Source organism: Bacillus sp. PK3_68 (assembly GCF_003600835.1).
Taxonomy (GTDB): Bacteria; Bacillota; Bacilli; order Bacillales; family Domibacillaceae; genus Pseudobacillus.
In genome coordinates, this window is record NZ_NQYC01000001.1 from 1,962,272 (window position 1) to 1,978,825 (window position 16,554).

General features: G+C 41.3%; 16 protein-coding genes, 1 other RNA gene, 1 pseudogene and 2 riboswitches. Of the genes and pseudogenes, 4 read left to right on the forward strand and 14 right to left on the reverse strand.

The genetic code is table 11. The features are described from left to right. Positions 1-24: 24 nt before the first annotated feature. Positions 25-639, reverse strand: a complete 615-nt coding sequence (locus CJ483_RS10235; RefSeq protein ID WP_120034615.1) for a PH domain-containing protein — start codon at positions 637-639, stop codon at positions 25-27. Between the two features lie 481 nt (positions 640-1,120). Here CJ483_RS10235 and CJ483_RS10240 point away from each other — a divergent pair, with 481 nt between their 5' ends. Continuing rightward, on the forward strand, positions 1,121-1,669 hold the full coding sequence (locus CJ483_RS10240) for a PadR family transcriptional regulator (protein ID WP_120034617.1): 549 nt from the start codon (positions 1,121-1,123) through the stop codon (positions 1,667-1,669). A gap of 21 nt (positions 1,670-1,690) precedes the next feature. Further along, a complete protein-coding gene (locus CJ483_RS10245) occupies positions 1,691-2,155 on the forward strand; it encodes a DUF4188 domain-containing protein (RefSeq protein ID WP_259455797.1) in 465 nt (154 codons plus the stop codon). Positions 2,156-2,219: 64 nt separating this feature from the next. Here CJ483_RS10245 and CJ483_RS10250 read toward each other — a convergent pair whose 3' ends face one another. Further along, a complete protein-coding gene (locus CJ483_RS10250) occupies positions 2,220-2,459 on the reverse strand; it encodes a hypothetical protein (RefSeq protein WP_120034621.1) in 240 nt (79 codons plus the stop codon). 293 nt (positions 2,460-2,752) lie between these two features. Here CJ483_RS10250 and CJ483_RS10255 point away from each other — a divergent pair, with 293 nt between their 5' ends. After that, the gene (locus tag CJ483_RS10255; protein WP_120034623.1) at positions 2,753-3,415 is read left to right on the forward strand and encodes a GntR family transcriptional regulator; all 663 of its coding nucleotides are present in this window, start codon (positions 2,753-2,755) and stop codon (positions 3,413-3,415) included. A gap of 43 nt (positions 3,416-3,458) precedes the next feature. Here CJ483_RS10255 and brnQ read toward each other — a convergent pair whose 3' ends face one another. The 7 genes and pseudogenes from brnQ to CJ483_RS10290 all read right to left on the reverse strand — a co-directional run bounded on the left by brnQ (position 3,459) and on the right by CJ483_RS10290 (position 10,482). Then, on the reverse strand, positions 3,459-4,814 hold the full coding sequence (gene brnQ, locus CJ483_RS10260) for a branched-chain amino acid transport system II carrier protein (RefSeq protein ID WP_120034625.1): 1,356 nt from the start codon (positions 4,812-4,814) through the stop codon (positions 3,459-3,461). Between the two features lie 390 nt (positions 4,815-5,204). Further along, positions 5,205-5,678, reverse strand: coding sequence for a CarD family transcriptional regulator (locus CJ483_RS10265; RefSeq protein ID WP_259455608.1), 474 nt, complete (start codon positions 5,676-5,678; stop codon positions 5,205-5,207). 375 nt (positions 5,679-6,053) lie between these two features. After that, a complete protein-coding gene (gene gcvH, locus CJ483_RS10270; RefSeq protein ID WP_120034629.1) occupies positions 6,054-6,449 on the reverse strand; it encodes a glycine cleavage system protein GcvH in 396 nt (131 codons plus the stop codon). A 307-nt stretch (positions 6,450-6,756) separates the two neighbouring features. Next, positions 6,757-7,638, reverse strand: coding sequence for an L-serine ammonia-lyase, iron-sulfur-dependent, subunit alpha (gene sdaAA, locus CJ483_RS10275; protein WP_120034631.1), 882 nt, complete (start codon positions 7,636-7,638; stop codon positions 6,757-6,759). Further along, the gene (locus CJ483_RS10280; protein ID WP_120034633.1) at positions 7,638-8,156 is read right to left on the reverse strand and encodes a serine dehydratase beta chain; all 519 of its coding nucleotides are present in this window, start codon (positions 8,154-8,156) and stop codon (positions 7,638-7,640) included. The genes sdaAA and CJ483_RS10280 overlap by 1 nt, the downstream gene beginning before the upstream one ends. Positions 8,157-8,171: 15 nt before the next feature. Then, a pseudogene (glyA, locus tag CJ483_RS10285) lies at positions 8,172-9,420 on the reverse strand (serine hydroxymethyltransferase). 108 nt (positions 9,421-9,528) lie between these two features. Further along, positions 9,529-9,612: riboswitch (glycine riboswitch) on the reverse strand. 3 nt (positions 9,613-9,615) lie between these two features. Next, positions 9,616-9,716: riboswitch (glycine riboswitch) on the reverse strand. A 139-nt stretch (positions 9,717-9,855) separates the two neighbouring features. Then, the gene (locus CJ483_RS10290) at positions 9,856-10,482 is read right to left on the reverse strand and encodes a nitroreductase family protein (RefSeq protein WP_259455609.1); all 627 of its coding nucleotides are present in this window, start codon (positions 10,480-10,482) and stop codon (positions 9,856-9,858) included. A gap of 119 nt (positions 10,483-10,601) precedes the next feature. Here CJ483_RS10290 and CJ483_RS10295 point away from each other — a divergent pair, with 119 nt between their 5' ends. After that, on the forward strand, positions 10,602-10,949 hold the full coding sequence (locus CJ483_RS10295) for a winged helix-turn-helix transcriptional regulator (RefSeq protein WP_120034635.1): 348 nt from the start codon (positions 10,602-10,604) through the stop codon (positions 10,947-10,949). A gap of 7 nt (positions 10,950-10,956) precedes the next feature. On the opposite strand, the gene CJ483_RS10300 is transcribed toward CJ483_RS10295, so the two are convergent. The 5 genes from CJ483_RS10300 to CJ483_RS10320 form a co-directional block, all read right to left on the reverse strand. Then, positions 10,957-11,931, reverse strand: a complete 975-nt coding sequence (locus CJ483_RS10300) for a nuclease-related domain-containing protein (RefSeq protein ID WP_120034637.1) — start codon at positions 11,929-11,931, stop codon at positions 10,957-10,959. A 283-nt stretch (positions 11,932-12,214) separates the two neighbouring features. After that, positions 12,215-12,579: a transfer-messenger RNA gene (ssrA, locus tag CJ483_RS10305) on the reverse strand. 92 nt (positions 12,580-12,671) lie between these two features. After that, complete coding sequence (gene smpB, locus CJ483_RS10310) at positions 12,672-13,139, reverse strand: SsrA-binding protein SmpB (protein WP_120034639.1); 468 nt, start codon at positions 13,137-13,139, stop codon at positions 12,672-12,674. Positions 13,140-13,198: 59 nt separating this feature from the next. Beyond that, a complete protein-coding gene (rnr, locus tag CJ483_RS10315) occupies positions 13,199-15,541 on the reverse strand; it encodes a ribonuclease R (protein WP_120034641.1) in 2,343 nt (780 codons plus the stop codon). A 24-nt stretch (positions 15,542-15,565) separates the two neighbouring features. Next, the gene (locus CJ483_RS10320; protein WP_120034644.1) at positions 15,566-16,312 is read right to left on the reverse strand and encodes an alpha/beta hydrolase; all 747 of its coding nucleotides are present in this window, start codon (positions 16,310-16,312) and stop codon (positions 15,566-15,568) included. Positions 16,313-16,554 lie beyond the last annotated feature (242 nt).

A 16,554-nucleotide genomic window follows, 5' to 3' on the forward strand; every position in this document is an offset into this window, starting at 1 on the left:
TAGCAGATGGGCTTTTATTGTGTATTAATTATTGATATACTTCTCAAATATTTCCCCGAAATCCTTTAAGTGATATTGCTCTCGGACAGATGTCATCCATGTAAAACCGAAGTCGGTCAATTCCCGATAAGTAGTTCCTAATTGTTTTTCATCTGTGCGTGAGTTCTGCAAAATATTTGCTGCTTTATCAAGGCTTTTTGAAGCCATATCTATGTATACGCTGTTCTCGTGAGTAATCTCTGCAATGCGCAGCAAAGCTTTGTATAAATCTTTTAATTGTTCAATCTGGTCTTTTCGAACATCAATATCAAATGCCTGATTTCCTAGTTGGAATTTAATTTCAACATCCATATCAATTTTACCGGCTGTTTCAAGCACAACATTAGAGATTCTATGCTGAGCATACGGATAACGTTTTAACGTTCTTTTAGAAGACACTGCGCTTTCCCCATCTACATGGATCAAAGCGAGGTTCGTAAAACAGTATTCATCTGCTTTTGTTTTAATTAAAAAATAAATTTTTTCATCATCTTCATGCATCACATAGTCATCAGCATCTGTCTTATCATAATCCGCCGGTGAAATAATCGTTCCAATGTCCGATAAGCCAAGTGCATCGGCAGCCATTTTCTTAAACATTCACTTATCCTCCCCATAAAAATCACAAATTAAATAGCCTTCTTCCCAATTTTAACAAGAGCTTTTTGTTAAGCAAACTCTTTTTTCATAAACTAATAAAAATAAACATTTGTGGGCCAGATGCCTGTCATGAACTAGCTCCTGATGAATAAAGTGGCAAACGGCCCGATAAAAAAGAAAATTGATCCCCCTCCACTCCAGGAAAAGAAGTCAGACAAATAGAGAGGCTCCTTCAATCGATAGGATAGTGGAATAGACCATTAAACCCTCTTCTGCTTTTGCCAATTGCATTGGCAAGCCTGATAAATGAACACTCACTCTTTTTCACATACAGCAATCACACACTTCTAAAAATTAAAATCATCATCCAGACAATTTGCCAAGAAAGATTTGAATATTATCCTAAAAGTCTGTCTTTTTTGCTGTTCATCCAATATAATATATCTAAATGATATATAACTAATTGATATAAGGAGATACAATGGCAAGAGAAAATCAAACAAAGTATGCAATACTTGGGCTACTGACGACTGGATGCCGCTCTGGATATTCTATCAAACAAATGATTGATGGAAGTTTAAACTACTTTTGGAAAGTCAGCTATGGACAAATATATCCTACTCTAAAACAGCTGGTTGATGAAGAGTTTGCAACAGTGGAAACAACTTTACAAGACAAAAAACCTGATAAAAAAGAGTATTATATAACGCCCAAAGGAAAGCAAGCTCTCCAAGAATGGATTCAGGCGCCTTTCAAAGAGCTACCAACGGAAAAAAATGAATTTTTACTTAAGCTGTTTTTTAGCCAGCACGAGGAGAAGAACATTATTTATGCTCAGCTCTCAGAATACTTAAAAAAGCTCCATGAGCGATATCAGACCTATCAAAGCATTGAACACATGATTAATAGCAGCTATGCTGACAAACACGAGGCCCAATTTTGGCTTATGACATTGGACTATGGAAAAAGGACAACAAAAGCAGCGATTGAATGGTGTGAGTGTTCTATGAAGAAAATTGACCAGTTATAGGAGGGATCATATGCCTAAAAAATTTTCCCCGGGCGTTACACTGCCAGTTCAAATGAGGAGGTTGTCGTATTTATTATCGGTATGCGAGTGAATAAATGGTGGGCTATTCATAAATGGCTGCCCGTATTCAAAGCCATGCCAGCTATGATTCGAGAGCTGTATACAAATAAAGATCTTGGCTTTTTGTCTATGGAATCGTTTTTTGGACTGCGAACAACTATCATGGTGCAATATTGGCGTTCTGCAGACGAATTGATGGATTATGCAAAAGGACAGAACCACCTTACCGCATGGAGAGAGTTTAATCAAAAAATCGGAAATAATGGTGTGGTAGGCATTTATCATGAGACATATATTGTTCCTAAAGGACAATACGAATGTATGTATGGAAATATGCCCGCTTACGGATTGGCACGGGCCACAGGCCATCAAGCCATCACACCAGAATTGCATTCCGCCCGACAGCACCTGGATGCAGGTTTATAAAAGATCCATTACTGGCTGATCAAGCCTTGACACAAAAAAAAGAGCGTCTCTAAAGCGACGCTCTTTACTTTGTTCTATAAGGTTCCATACCTTTATAAGCTTTATCAAGCATTTCTTCAGATGCTACAAAAAATACCCCTATTAAAAAGACGAAAACTGCTCCTACAACTGCCCCAATGCCCATAGGAGTTAACACACTGGAATCGCTTCCAAAGAAACCGATTAAGAAAGTTAAAATCCCAAGAGCAAGCACTGTACCACCGATGTACTTTACTGCATTTAACATCTTCCGTTTAGTTTCCATTTTATCCATCTCCCTTTCTTCTATTATTTCTCAAATTCACATTTTTGTCAATAATCTTTTCTAATTTAGACACATATTTTATATATATTACTATTGACTTTTCCGTTTATTCATAAACCTGAAATTTGTTTATTCCATAATAATTATCATTAGGAAAAATTTATCTGACGGTAAGTTTCTTACCGGTTTACCTTATAAAATAAGAGATTAATATATTGCATATTCCTATCCAGGTAGTTTACCTGTATAATATATAGAGAAAATATAGAATTTATGCAGGATGGTGAATTCCAGTGCCAATACCTACTGATCATTCAAAGCTGGTAAGAAAATCAGCAAAAGAAAGCGCATTCAGCCAGCTGCTACAATGGATTATTGACGGCACCTTGCGTCCGGGCGAAAAATTGAATGACAAAGAGCTTGCTGAGGCTTTAGGTGTCAGCAGAACTCCAATTCGTGAATCGCTGCAGCTTCTTGAAGCACAAGGATTTGTAGAAATGTACCCAGGTAAATCAACACAAGTGACAAGAGTGGAAGAAGAATCAATGAAAGATATCCTCCCACCCTTAGCAGCATTACAAGCATTGGCAGCTGAACTGGCTGTCCCCCATTTAACAGATGAAGCAACCCTGCTGCTAGAATTGACAAATGAACAATTAGCTGAGGCTGTACGTTCAAAAAATTACTTTGGTGCTCTAAAAATTGATGAAGAGTTTCACCAAATTATTGTCGATACAGCCAACAACCCTTATCTTCTTAAAATGATTCCATCTTTACAATCACATGTTCGAAGATTATTTTTTCACAGTTCGCTTGTTTTAACGGAAAAGACGATAGAAGAACATGCAGCGATCATTAAACACTTAAAGGATCGGGATGCTACAGGGGCTGCGGCAAGCATGAGGAAGAACTGGCTTCGTTCGATCGAAGAATTTCGCTCTCTCAAATCACTATAAACATAAAAGCCGGCCCCCTCTCTTGAGAGGGGGCCGGCTTTTATTAAGCTTCAACAGTTGATAACTTTTGAAGACGGACAATCACTCCTGTAATGACGATTACGATTAAAACTGGCAACAACCAGCCAAGTCCCTGGCCGTATAACGGCAATACTTGCTCATAAAATGACACTACCGCTTTCATCCAATTAAAGTATGGAATGCTGAATGAATCACAGAATGTTTTGAGGCCATCGATTGTACTGATTAGCAATGCTACTATTGTGGCTGCTACATAAACAACCCGTGAATGATTAAACAACGGCGATAAGAATGTTAACAACATTAAAGTAATAGCCAGCGGATACAGGAACATTAAGACTGGAATTGAGTACATAATAATGTTGGATAACCCAAAGTTCGCAATGACAAATGAGAACAATGAAAAGAAAACAACAAACTTTTTATAGCTTACTTTCGGGAACAAAGTATGGAAGTACTCGCCACACGCTGTAATTAACCCAATACTTGTTGTTAAACATGCCAGTATAATGATCACTGACAGCATGACTGTTCCGAAGCTTCCAAAATAATAAGAAGCTGCGCTGTTAAGAACAGGGCCCCCCGTATCAAAAACTCCGAATTTCTCTGTGCTTGTAGCACCTAAATAAGCAATACCTACATAGATGATGGCAAGGAAAAAGATTGCCACAGTCCCCGCTTTAATTGTTGCGGATAATACCTCTCCTTTGGATGTCACACCCATGGAGCGAATCGCATTAATAACAATAATTCCGAAGACAAGCGAAGCGAGCGCATCCATTGTGTTGTATCCTTCTAAGAAACCTTTCACAAATGCCCCGTTTGCATACATTTCCTGAGGAGCCTCAATAGATCCCATAGGTTTAGCAATAACAGTAATTAATAAGATCAAGAGCAGTATAATCAGTGCTGGTGATAGAATCTTTCCAACCCGGTCAACAATCTTTGAAGGGTTTAATGACAGCCACATCGTAACACCAAAGAACACTAGAGTAAAAATCAATAACCCTACTTGTGCAGAGCCCTCACCTACAAACGGAGATATACCGATATCGTAAGCGACTGTACCTGTACGCGGAGTGGCGAAAAATGGTCCGATCGTTAAATAAAGAAGCGAAGTGAAAATAACTGCGTATATCGGATGGACACGACTTGCCAGTTCTTGAAGATTAGAACTGCCCGAGAAGCCCATCGCTAAAATTCCGAGAAACGGCAGCCCTACTCCAGTTGTTAAAAAGCCAATAACCGCTGGCCAAACGTTCGTGCCGGCATTTTGGCCAAGCTGCGCTGGAAAAATAAGATTACCCGCTCCAAAAAACAGTGCAAACAACATAACTCCAATTGCAAGATAAGCTGAAAATGATAATTTCGACTTCATATAGTTTATTCCTTTCTAAATTACAAAATCTATTTTCGCTCAATAAAGATCCTATTCGAAGTATGCAATATATCGCTAGAACTATATTACTTCTATTGCTCTGTAATTTCAATATATTATTGTAAAATATTTTGAAGATTTAAAAATAGTTAAAGCGCTTTCTATAAAAAGGGCGATACCTTCTCTCACTCTTGATATAAGCTGATCCTTCCTTGGTAGATCCATATTGAGATAACATTATTCTAGATGTCAGCAAAGAATCTTTAACTTTTTTCTTCAATATTAATCTTTTAAATATTTTATCAGTGTAAAAAGCATCCTAAAAATTCAGGACGCTCTAAATCAAGATGTTCCAGACCACCATGCTTGAAAAATCATTTCCCTTTTACGTCAACTTGTGAGTTTCAGTAACTCTGCCGCTTCATTTTCCGTAATATCTTTTATCATGATTAATTCACTAATTAGAATACGCTTGGCACGGTCAAGCAACTGCTTTTCAACAGAGTTAAGCGCTTTTTCCCGTTCATAATGAAGCAAGTCTCGAACTACTTCAGCTGTGTCCTGCATTTCCCCTGTCTTCATTTTTTCCGTATTCTTTTTTAACCTTTCCTTCCACGAAAGCGAACAATCAGATACCTTATTATCAAAGTCGGATAATATCTCTTTTGCTACTTTTCTGCTAGTAATCGAACGGATTCGTGATTTCTTGATCACCTTTACAGGAATCATGACATCCATCTTACTAAGAGGAATGGCAATAACACAGTACTCTTGTGTTTTCCCTTGGATTTCTCGTTCTTCTATGGCTTCAATCACCCCTGCTCCATACATTGGATAAAAAACCTTGTCGCCAACTTGAAACAAATCCTCCACCTCCATTCACATTTACAACTACTATGTTATCACAACAATATTTTTATTCAAATTTTTAAATATATCACGAATATTTAAAATAATCAATATTCTTTCTCTTGTATATAAACCAAAATTCTTGTACTTATGAAGATTTTTATCGTCAACATTTAATTCATCCTTTGTAACCTTGAGAACATAAAACGCATGCAGGAAGAACCCTGCATGCGACAGTAAATATTGACTATGATACTTACAGCTTGAAACAGCCGCCTGGGCTTGTGCGCTCTCGGATCACCTATTCACACTTTGCCTTCTCTCTTATCGTTTTTCTTAGTAGTTCTAATACCTGGCTGCCAGTTCTTTCTCTATCAAGCGTTGCTGGCCTTATTTTTCTCCTTCATTAATAAACGCTTCATAGTCGCCTTCACTTAGCAGCACCTTCAGTTCTTCCGGATTAGACATCTCCACTTCGATCAACCAGCCCTCTTTATAAGGCTGCTCGTTAATTAATTCAGGATTGTCCTCTAACCGTTCATTAACAGTCATAACCGTGCCTGAGACAGGAGAAAATAATTCTGACACCGCCTTAACAGATTCAATAGTTCCCATAGATTCATTGGCCGTTACTTCGTCATTCATCTCTGGATTTTCTACAAATACAATATCCCCTAACTGCTTTTGGGCATAATCAGAAATACCAATTCTTACCCGATTTTCACTTAATTGAAGTACCCATTCATGTTCTTCGCTATATAGTAGATTCGCTGTTGCTTCTGTCATCTGTTTTTCTCCCTTTCCCCTCAAACGTTCTCTTTATTTTATAAATCCAATCGCTTCCTACTTAACTAACATATATATCAAAAAACAGTTTATACCCCATTTATAAGCCGGTGTCTTTATCCTAACAGTCACTGCCTTTTTACTGAGCTTCTTCCTGTAAATGGCTACCGCTCCCCCAAGCAATAGTCATTTTTTCTCCCACCGACAACACTTTTATTCAAGCTGCTCTCTGTCATCGTTACTTCTATATAAATAAACACTGATATCCCTTTTATATAGCAATCGTCTTTCCCATCCATAAATTGCTTTATTTCTTACTGCAGAAGAGCTGTTCTTTTATCCTCTGACCAGTCTCAGTCATAGCAAGACCGCCAAGAGCCGTTTCTCTTAATGTTCTTGGCATATCTTTCCCCACTTTGTACATTGCCTCAATTACCTCATCACATGGAATGCGGCTTTCTACTCCTGCAAGAGCCAAGTCTGCAGCCGAAAAAGCAATGGATGTACCGATCGCATTCCGTTTAATGCAAGGCACTTCAACAAGCCCTGCCACCGGATCACAAACCAATCCTAAGAGAGACTTCATCGCTATCGCCGTTGCATGCACAGCTTGCTCTGGGCTGCCGCCCTTTAATTCAGTGATGGTGCCAGCAGCCATGGCGGCTGCCGAGCCCACTTCCGCCTGGCATCCTCCAGCAGCCCCGGAAATAAACGAACGATTAGCAATCACATAGCCGAGCATGCTGGCGGTAAACAGTCCCATAACCAACTCCTTAAAGGGCGTTCCGTCATTGTGATGAAGCGAAAAGAGCACGCCTGGCAAAATGCCTGCTGCTCCGGCAGTGGGCGTAGCCACAATGACTCCCATTCTGGCATTGCTTTCCGAAGTAGCCAGTGAGAAAGTCATCGCCTGACTAATATAGCTGCCTGTAAGCGTTTTTCCTCCGCGTACGTAATCTCGCATTTTTACGGCATCTCCTCCGGAAATTCCGCTCGGCGCGGATGAGGAATCCTCCGTTCCACTGTCGACCGCTTCCTTCATTTTGATGAGCCGTTCTTCCATCATGCGAAGAATCGTTTGTTGATTTTTGCCTGATTTCTTTTCTTCTAGCAGCAGCATCACTTCACCGATACTTTTCTGCTCCTTTTCACAAGACTTCAGAAGCTGTTTCATTGATAAGATCTCCATCAGGCATTCCTCGCAATTTCTTCTCTTAATCGATATATCTGATAGTTTCTAGCCAGCACCGAAAAATCATCGCTCGTGCTCAAACGAATATCGACCATTCGGCCGTTGATCATAAAGATTTTCGATAACCCGCCTCCGAGAGAAGCACCGCCTACTTTTACAAGCTGGTTCCCCCGTCTAGCTGTAACCATAGCCGTGTTCGGATGGTCAAAAAATAAGCAGCTTCCTTGCGGCTCAATCGTATAATCCAGGCCAACCTCCCCGGCCCGCTTCAGAGCATCCCGAATGCCCGAGTCATCCGTCCCCATGCCAAGTAAACCGCCAAGCAGTGCTTTATCCGTTCCATGCCCTTGATAGGTTTCAGCAAAGGAATCATAGAAGACAATATCCGCCTCTTCAGGACACCCGCCCAACCATTCATAAATAAATTTGCCAATCGATACAACGCCAGCGGTGTGAGAACTTGACGGCCCTACCATAATAGGCCCGATAATGTCAAAGCAGCTTTGAAATTCCATTTTGTTGCTCCTTTCCTATACGTTGACTGACTGTTGGAATAATGGATAAGCTTCGCAAATAGAGGCCGTTGTTTCTTTTGCCTGTGCCAGTACCGCCGGTTCCCCTTTGTTTTTCAACACGGCGGCTATCACCTGAGCAATTTTCTCCATTTGCTCTTCTTTCATGCCGCGCGTAGTTAACGCAGCTGTTCCCATCCGCACTCCGCTCGTCACAAACGGGCCTTCCGGATCATAAGGAATCGTGTTCTTATTTACGGTAATACCTGCTTCCTCAAGCAAACGCTCTGCTTCTTTTCCAGTCAGACTCCACGGACGCACATCCAGCAGGACAAGGTGGTTATCTGTCCCCCGGAAACAAGAGCAGCTCCTTCCCTCTTTAACGCTTCGCCCAGTGCCTGGCTGTTTCGGATAACTTGCTTGGCATACTCTTTAAAGTCCGGCTGCGATGCTTCGTTGAAAGCTACCGCTTTTGCTGCAATAATGTGCATAAGGGGGCCTCCCTGGATTCCTGGGAATACTGCTTTGTTAATAGCCTTAATGATTTCCTCGCCGTTCGTTAACACAATTCCTCCCCGAGGCCCCCTCAATGTTTTGTGGGTAGTGCTTGTCACAACATCTGCATAAGGAACAGGAGAAGGGTGAAGCCCTGCTGCCACCAGCCCGGCGATATGCGCCATGTCCACCATCAATTTCGCGTCCACTTGATCGGCAATCTCTTTAAAGCGGGCAAAATCAATCGTTCTCGGATAAGCGCTCGCCCCGGCAATGATCAATTTCGGTTTTTCTTTATGGGCAATCTCCTCTAATTCATCGTAATCAATTAATTGCGTATCCTCCTTTACTCCATAAGAAACAACCTCAAACCATTTGCCAGAAATACTCACAGGGCTTCCGTGAGTTAAATGTCCGCCATGCGAAAGATTCATGCCCATGATTTTATCGCCAGGCTGAAGCAGTGCATAAAAGACGGCGAGATTCGCCTGCGCCCCGAGTGAGGCTGCACATTGGCATATTTAGCACCAAATAGGTTTGTCAGACGTTCAATCGCTGCCCGTTCCGCCACATCGACAAATTCACAGCCCCCATAGTAGCGCCTTCCCGGATATCCTTCCGCGTACTTATTCGTCATTACACTTCCCATAGCTTCTAATACATCCGGGCTGACAAAGTTTTCTGATGCAATCAATTCCAATGTCTCATGCTGGCGTCTCTTTTCTTTCTCAATCGCCTCAAAAATAGTAAAATCATTTTTTTGCAAACTCATTTCCTTGCCTCCTATTCAGCTTTCCTCTTTTAAACATGTGCTGTACATTTATCTCTCGCTACCTTTTTCTGCACACAAAAAAGGACAGAAAAGGGCAACATTTCCCTTCTCTGTCCTTTTACCTGAGAGTTTAACTCTTATTGATCGTAGAGTCTTCCCCTTTGGTGGCGTACCTAAACGCGCTCTCCAGAGGTGCGTCCCATTGTGGTTCTTCTACCTGAGAGATTAGCTCCAAGGGTCTTTTTGGAACTTGCTCCTTCGGTGGCTTATTGCTCGCGCTCTCCCACAATCGTCATCCGCTATTTTTGTTTAGAATATTAAAAATAATTATAATTGTCAACCACTTTTTCAATTTATAAAGATAGGAAAAAGCAATATAAAAAGAGCACTCTGAAAAACCAGAAAATGCTCTTTTATTAAATAACGTCTATTTAGTTAGATAAAACGAACTGTTTCTTCCAGCGGAAGACGAGTCGTTTTATGAGCAGGCGCAGCAGCTTTACCAATAGCGATTAAAACAATTGGAATGTAGCGTTCCGGTACATCAAACCGCTCAGCAAACTTCTGCTTATCAAAGCCGCCCATAGTTACCGTATCATAACCATTCGCTTTGGCAATAAGCATAAGCTGCATAGAGACGAGCCCTGCATCAAATGAAGCAATATTGGCTCTTGCTTCAACTGGCGCATTAGGATACGTATTATATGTGTTTTGAATCAGTTTATTCATACTCGCTTCATCCATAAAGCCAGCTTCATAGCTGCTTTGGTATACCTTTTCAACATTTTTATACATTTCTACATCGCCTAGAACAGCAATGACAGCGGAAGATGTCTCCACTTGCTCTTGGTTGTAAGCAATGGCTCTTAGTTCCTTCTTTACCTCCTCATTATCAATAACGATAAAGCGCCATGGCTGAAGGTTGCTAGATGAAGGAGCTAGCATCGCTTCTTGCAGCATTTCTTCTATTTCATTTCTCGAAATTTTATAAGTTGGATCATATTTTCTAACAGAATGGCGATTGCGAATCACTTCTGATAAACTTTGCATAGTTATTGTCACTTTCTTTCCCTCCTAATTGAACTTACTTTAAGTAAGTTCAAAACCAAGCTTACTATTAGTAAGCTTGGTTTGTCAAATACTATATGCTAAAATTTATATAAAAACATTGAGGTTATAGAATGAGCGAACAAAATGAGTTGAATTGTTCTCAGTACAAAGATAAGACCACTATTTGCGATAACTTTCACCACACGATCGAGTTCATCGGAAAGCGCTGGATGGGAGTCATTATTTATACACTGCTGAAAGGCCCTAAACGGTATCACGAATTATTAAACGAAATCCCCGGCATTTCTGATCGGCTCCTTACAGAACGACTGCGCGAGCTAGAAAATGAGAGACTAGTTGTGAAGAAAACATTTGAATCCTCCCCAAGAAAAGTGATCTATGAACTAACCCCAATCGGCAAAGAACTAGAAGATGTCATTACTGCTGTTATGCGCTGGGTTAGTAAAGCTTCTCAGTGATATTTTATTAGTCCCTTTTTAAATGCCGATTCAGACCCTGTAAATAGTAGGCCCGGCTTTTCCATACCCCCTTATGCTCAAGTTTTAATTCAGCTAGTAATTTTGTTGCAACAGAAATAGAAGAAAAACTTAGAAAACGCCGAAACTGCTGATTAGTGATCGTTTCTCCGAGAAGTAAGTAATAATCTATTAATGCCTGAATATGAGCTTGCCGGGACAGCTGTCCACAAATTCGACAAACCCATCCTCCCCTGCTTCTTATCATGGAAAGAGCTTTACAATAATCACAATAAACACCTGGCAGTATATCCAATTGATCAATGTTATAGAGCTTTAATACATCTTGGTTACATTCGGTGTTACTTTCCAATAGGAGAATGGAGAGTTTTTGAAGTTCTTTTACGTTTTTTACTCTATCAGGATACAAATTATATAATTTTTGCATTGTATCAAATATCATATCTGGACGGATTACTTTATTTGCGGGAGCAGATTTGATAACGGATGAAGAGTTGCTGATAACCACTAAAGTATCAAGAGGAACAGTTGGAAAGTTGACAGTTGACAGCCATGACATGAACTGTGAAGCTTGTCTTTGCACTTGGAGAATAGGATCTGGAAATGCTTCCTCTGTTTCATTAAGTGTTCGAATAAGCTGGTGGAAGGTTTGATCAAAAGTGAGAATTCCAGAAATGTTTTTCACCTCGAGGATTAAGAAGAAATAAGGGGTTAAAATTAGTGTATCTAATTGAAAAAACAGCCCTTTTTTAAAGGGAAGCCTAATATCATGAAAAATAAAATAGTTTCGCTCCGGCAAAATCTTGAAATAGTAATCTAAAGACTTCTCTCCACGATATCCTGCATAGCTCTTTGCCAGATCCTTCTTGATTTTATAGATATAAGGATGATCTGATGGAAGTCTTCTTAGCAACGCCTCCAATTTTAAAATTTTCAATGGTTTGTCTCTCTTTTTAACAATCAATTCCCTCTGCCTCCTTTATAAGAATAGTCATTCTAGATTAGTTAAGAAAAGCCTTCTTTTAAAAAGAGTATTTCACAGAGAGAAAACTAATTTTTCAGGCTATACTAGCGAAGTTAGTTAACTTATTAGCCGATTTCTCTATTTATCAGCCAAATCTTTAATTTTATTATCTAAATTTGACCTTATATTATCCAAAACAGTTCATTTATTAACCAAACACAAAAAGGACTTACCATGAATGGTAAGTCCTTTACATTCTATGAGTTATCCACCAAGTTATGTATGGTGGAGACGGAGGGAGTCGAACCCTCGTCCAAAGATAACGGCACTTGAACGTCTACGAGCGTAGTCGATATATTCGGATTTCGCTGTACCTTTTGCCTACCGACGGGCGGCCGGACAGCTAGCCTGATTGATCTCTTCCTTTGTCCCCAGGCGGAGAACTACGGCGTAGCCCACTAAGAGTGAGTCCCTTACCCTACCACATGGGCGATGGAGGGAGGAACCGCTATCAGCTGTTATTAAGCAGCGAAAGCGAGGTTGTTGTTTTGTTTGCCAGTTATTATTGGCTTTGACGTTTTTACGAGGACGATCCCCTCGGCTCGCAGCCCAAGCTCGAACTATCCCTGTCGAATCCGTAACGTCCCCATTATAAAATAGGAACCGGACCAAATGTCCGAAGCTCAGCTACAGTTCTTATTATACCATTTTTCATAGAAAAAGCAACAGTTGTTCGCCCTTTACCCTTTCTGCCGCTCTCTAAACGCGCGCTCTACATCGCGCTTTGCTTCTTTCTTCTTCAAGTCTTCCCGCTTGTCAAACTTCTTCTTCCCTTTAGCCAGACCGATTAGCAGCTTGGCGTAACCGTCTTTTAAATACATTTTCAGCGGGACAATTGAATAACCTGCTTCCTTTGTTTCCCCAATGAGCTTATCAATCTGTTTGCGGTGCAATAACAGCTTTCTCGTTCTGAGCGGGTCATGATTATAGCGGTTTCCCTGCTCATAGGGACTGATATGCATGTTATATACAAACACTTCCCCTTTTTGAATGCGGGCAAACGCGTCTTTTAAATTTACTCTTCCAGCACGGATTGACTTAATTTCCGTTCCTTGAAGTACGATCCCCGCTTCAAACGTTTCTTCGATAAAAAAATCATGGCGCGCTTTTTTATTTTGCGCAACTACTTTTCCTTCTCCCTTTGGCATTTTTCTTCACCTTCCGTTATTCAGTCCGACCCGGCAGCCTGGAAGCTGCCGGGTGCCTGTTATCCTTTATTCCGGCGTCTTTTCTTCGCTTGTTTTTTTGCTACGCCTTCATAATATTTACCGCGTTTTTTCTTTTTGTTTGGCGGCTGATTCGTCCATTCGCCGCCCGCTCCTTCATCGCTGTTGCCTTGCGGGCCGCTTGCTTTTTTGCTTTGTGATTTTCCATTAATCGTTTTTGTCTGAACAGCAGGACGTTTTCTTATATTTTTCATGCCAACAATCTCAAAGTCAATGGATTGTTCGTCCTTATTTACATCTCTCACTCTGACGGTAATTTGATCGCCGATGCGGAAAACATTTCCCGTCCGCTCACCAATCATAGCAAATTGCTGTTCATCATAGCGATAGTAATCATCCGTCATATAAGAGACATGGATCAAGCCTTCGATGGTGTTTTCCAACTCAACAAACATCCCAAAGTTGGTGACAGAACTAATAATGCCGTCAAACTCTTCCCCAATTTTATCCAGCATGAATTCTGCTTTTTTCAGTTCATCTGTGTCACGTTCGGCATCCACAGCCCGGCGCTCCATGTTCGATGTATGTTCGGCAATTTCCGGCAGGCGTGCTTCCCACTTTGCCTGAGTAGCCGGATCCACCTGCTTCTCAATTAAATACGTACGGATTAGACGGTGCACAATTAAATCCGGGTAACGTCGAATGGGTGAAGTGAAGTGCGTATAATAATCTGTCGATAATCCAAAATGCCCTAGGCTTTCATCATAGTATTTCGCCTGCTGCATGGAACGAAGCATAACGGTAGAAATGATTACTTCTTCCGGTTTGCCTTGGATCGCCTCAAGCACTTCCTGCAAAGCGCGCGGATGTACAGAGTTAGACGTGCCTTTGACAACTAATCCGAAGTTCGTAATGAATTCAAAGAAACGCTGCAGCTTATCTTCTTTCGGATCTTCATGGATCCGATAAATGAACGGTACATCCATCCAATGAAAATGTTCGGCTACTGTTTCATTCGCTGCCAGCATGAATTCTTCAATTAACCGCTCGGCAACGGACCGCTCACGCAGCACGACATCCACCGGCTTGCCGTCTTCATCAACAATGACTTTCGATTCTTTAAAGTCAAAATCAATGGCACCACGCTTCTCCCGCTTCTTATGCAAGATAGCCGCCAGCTCTTCCATGTCTTCAAATAATGGTACAAGCGGTGCATACTTCGACCGCAGTTCTTCATTTTTATCAACAAGAATATCATTTACATCACTATACGTCATTCGCTCAGTTGTCTTAATCACACTTTGGAAAATTTCGTGGCTTACGACTTCGCCGGATGAGTTAATCTCCATCTCACACGAGAGTGTCAGCCGGTCCACTTTTGGGTTCAGTGAGCAAATACCATTAGAAAGACGATGTGGGATCATTGGGATGACGCGGTCAACGAGGTAAACACTCGTACCTCGCTCATACGCCTCCTCATCGATGGGAGAACCTTCTGTCACATAATAACTGACATCAGCAATATGAACGCCGAGCTTATAGTTTCCATTATCGAGCTTTGTCACAGTCACGGCATCGTCTAAATCTTTCGCATCGGCGCCGTCAATCGTGACAATCGTTTCTTCGCGCAAATCCCGTCGGCCTTCTATCTCTTTTTCGCTAATTGTTTCCGGTACAGCATTTGCCTGTTCCATCACTTCCTCAGGGAATTCCTGTGGCAAGCCATGCTTATAAATAATTGAAATAATATCTACACCCGGGTCATTTTTGTGGCCAAGAATCTGTATGACTTCCCCTTCAGCACTTTTACGCCCATCCGGATAAGAAGTAATTTTCACAACCACTTTGTGGCCCTCAATTGCCCCGTGAGCAGCCTCCTTCGGAATGAAAATATCACTCGCAAACTTTTTATCATCGGGGATGACAAAACCAAAATGCTTACTGTCAGTGTATGTACCAACAATCTCTGTTTTTCCACGCTCAAGAATGCGGACAACCGTCCCTTCTCGTCGTGATCCGCTCGTTTCCGAAGTCACCCTCACAAGCGCAATGTCGCCATTTAATGCGCCATTTGTTTCATGCGGAGGAATAAATATATCGTCCATTCCTTGTTCTTCGGGCACTAAAAAAGCAAAGCCTTTTGAATGTCCGGAAATTTTACCGCGTACTAAATTCATTTTTTCAGGAAGCCCGTAGCGATTCGCTCTGGTCCGAACGACCAATCCCTTTTCTTCCATATATACAAGAGCCTTCACAAAATCTTTAAACTCAGCAGAATCTTCAATTTGCATCATCTCTTCCAGCTCTTTAACAGTGAGCGGCTTGTAGGACTCTTCCTTCATATATGTCAATAATCTGTCAACAAGCTCATTTTGCTGATCCATAGCAGTCCCTCCTTACATTTTGTATTAGTCGTTCCAGTTCAGCTTTTCCAGGAAGTCGTAAATATCCTCGTGCAGTTGTTCTTTTTCTTTATCAATGGTAATCACATGGCCTGACTCTTCATACCACTTAATTTCCTTCATTGTTGACTCAATTTCATCGTAAATGATGTTGGCACTTTCCGGATTAATCATCTCATCGTGGCGAGCCTGAACGACGAAGGCGGGCGCATAAATCATATCGATATGATCACGCACATCCGAAATGAGGTTTTGCAGTGCTTTTAACGTGTTCATCGGTGTTTTTTTGAACGCCTCTATTTCTTGTTCAATTACCTCTTCCGATTTCCCTTCAAACTTCTTAAATTGGCGGGCGTAATCTAAAACCCCCTGGTACATCACTTCTTCACTTTTAATGTACATCGGCGCGCACATCGTCACAATTCCTTTCACAGGAACAGTATAGCCGAGCTTTAAAGAAAATACCCCGCCGAGGGACAAGCCAGCCACAGCAATTTCCTCATAGCCAAGATTTTTTAGATGCTCATAGCCATCCATCACATCCTGCCACCAGTCTTGCGGACCAGTATGAACAAGCTCCTCCGGCGGAACTCCATGCCCTTTATAATGCGGAGCATGCGATGTATATCCCTTCTTTTGCAAAAAGCGCCCGAGCATTCGCACGTCGGAAGAGTTCCCCGTGAACCCATGAAGCAAAAGCACCGCCCGCTTTCCAGCTTCAAACGTAAATGGTTTCGGCAAACGTAATTTCATAATTCAAAAACCCCTTTTCTCTAGTATGAACCGTTCCACAGACATTCATTATCATTTTACGAAATAATGCCCTTAGAAACCAGCGTGAGGCCTGTCTCATTTCAATAAAAAAGCTTCTTCCCTCTAAAAAGACGCAAGAATCTAGTGTTCCCAAGAAAATTCAACGGCCTTTTCCCTGTGGAATACAGGGAAAAGGCCGCTGTTCATCACATATGTTCCTATGAATCATCTATGGAAAGAGA

Coding starts and splice junctions, on each gene's coding strand:
- CJ483_RS10235 (WP_120034615.1), bottom strand. CDS start 639: ATGTTTAAGAAAATGGCTGCCGATGCACTTGGCTTATCGGACATTGGA.
- CJ483_RS10240 (WP_120034617.1), top strand. CDS start 1,121: ATGGCAAGAGAAAATCAAACAAAGTATGCAATACTTGGGCTACTGACG.
- CJ483_RS10250 (WP_120034621.1), bottom strand. CDS start 2,459: ATGGAAACTAAACGGAAGATGTTAAATGCAGTAAAGTACATCGGTGGT.
- brnQ (WP_120034625.1), bottom strand. CDS start 4,814: ATGAAGTCGAAATTATCATTTTCAGCTTATCTTGCAATTGGAGTTATG.
- gcvH (WP_120034629.1), bottom strand. CDS start 6,449: ATGACAGAAGCAACAGCGAATCTACTATATAGCGAAGAACATGAATGG.
- sdaAA (WP_120034631.1), bottom strand. CDS start 7,638: ATGGAGATCTTATCAATGAAACAGCTTCTGAAGTCTTGTGAAAAGGAG.
- CJ483_RS10280 (WP_120034633.1), bottom strand. CDS start 8,156: ATGGAATTTCAAAGCTGCTTTGACATTATCGGGCCTATTATGGTAGGG.
- CJ483_RS10295 (WP_120034635.1), top strand. CDS start 10,602: ATGAGCGAACAAAATGAGTTGAATTGTTCTCAGTACAAAGATAAGACC.
- smpB (WP_120034639.1), bottom strand. CDS start 13,139: ATGCCAAAGGGAGAAGGAAAAGTAGTTGCGCAAAATAAAAAAGCGCGC.
- rnr (WP_120034641.1), bottom strand. CDS start 15,541: ATGGATCAGCAAAATGAGCTTGTTGACAGATTATTGACATATATGAAG.
- CJ483_RS10320 (WP_120034644.1), bottom strand. CDS start 16,312: ATGAAATTACGTTTGCCGAAACCATTTACGTTTGAAGCTGGAAAGCGG.